This window comes from Centipeda sp. (in: firmicutes), assembly GCF_057271695.1.
Map to the genome: position 1 here is coordinate 1 of NZ_DBHIVL010000151.1, position 1290 is coordinate 1290.

Genomic DNA, 1290 nt, shown 5'->3' on the forward strand with positions numbered 1-1290 from the left:
GAGAACTCCTTATGAAGTCTTTTTCAATAAGGTGTTGCACTTGACTTGACAATTCTCCACCAATTATAATTGATTTTATCTCTCAATCGCGTTATAATAAAAACAGGAATCAAAGGGGGCTTCCCCACTCATATTTTCATACAACAGGAGGTATGTCCAATGAATCAGGAACAACTCAAACGCATGACCGAGGACAAAGGCTTTATCGCCGCACTCGATCAGAGTGGTGGCTCCACGCCGAAGGCACTCAAGGCGTACGGCGTCGACGAGAGTGCCTACAACGGCGAGGAGGAGATGTTTACGCGCGTCCACGAGATGCGCACGCGCATCATCAAGAGCCCCTCGTTCGACAAAAGCCGCATCCTCGCGGCAATTCTCTTTGAGAACACCATGGATCGGCAGATCGACAGTCTCTTTTCCGCTGATTTCCTCTGGAATCAGAAGGGCATCGTCCCCATCCTCAAGATCGACAAGGGGCTTGCCGACGAGAAGGACGGCGTTCAGCTCATGAAGCCCATCCCGGGACTCGACGAACTGCTTGACCGCGCAAACGAGCGTCACATCTTCGGCACAAAGATGCGCTCCGTCATCAAACAGGCGAACCCCGACGGCATCCGTGCCATCATCGACCAGCAGTTCGAGGTCGGAATGCAGATCGTCCGCAAGGGACTCGTCCCCATCCTCGAACCCGAGGTCGACATCCACTGCCCCGACAAAGCAAAGGCAGAGGAGATCATGCTCGTCTGCATGAAGGAGCACCTCGCAAAACTGCCTGCTGATGCCAAGATCATGTTCAAGGTCACCATCCCGACCGTCGACAACCTCTACGCAGAGATCATGAAGAACCCGCACGTCGTCCGCGTCGTCGCCCTCAGCGGTGGCTACACGATGGACGATGCGAACGCAAAACTCGCCCGCAACCACGGGCTCATCGCCAGCTTCTCCCGCGCCCTCGCGCAGGATCTGCGCTTCTCGCAGAGCGACGATGAATTCAACGCCATCCTCAAGAAGGCAATCGACAGCATCTACCAGGCATCCATTACCTGATGCCAGCCTGACAGAGCTGTCCTTTCCCCTATATTCTCACGAACAATCCCCCGTCGCACGACTATGCGGCGGGGGATTTGTTTGTGTTTTTTGTCAGATACAACGGACAGATTGTTTGCTGATCCAAATGTTGTCTGTTGTAACTGACATATGTCCGATCTGGCATCCACAGGGAAGTCAAGGAATCACTGATAAAATGAAGTCCGTCAGATTGGCGTAGATTTTTTCGTCCGAACAAGGAGA

The 1290-nt window shown here is 53.2% G+C and carries 1 protein-coding gene; it reads left to right on the top strand.

Features of this window, described 5'->3' with window-relative positions; translation table 11 throughout:
* The first annotated feature begins 159 nt into the window (after window positions 1–159).
* Window positions 160–1047, top strand: a complete 888-nt coding sequence (locus ACO6BQ_RS12575; protein WP_489121493.1) for a fructose bisphosphate aldolase — start codon at window positions 160–162, stop codon at window positions 1045–1047.
* Window positions 1048–1290 lie beyond the last annotated feature (243 nt).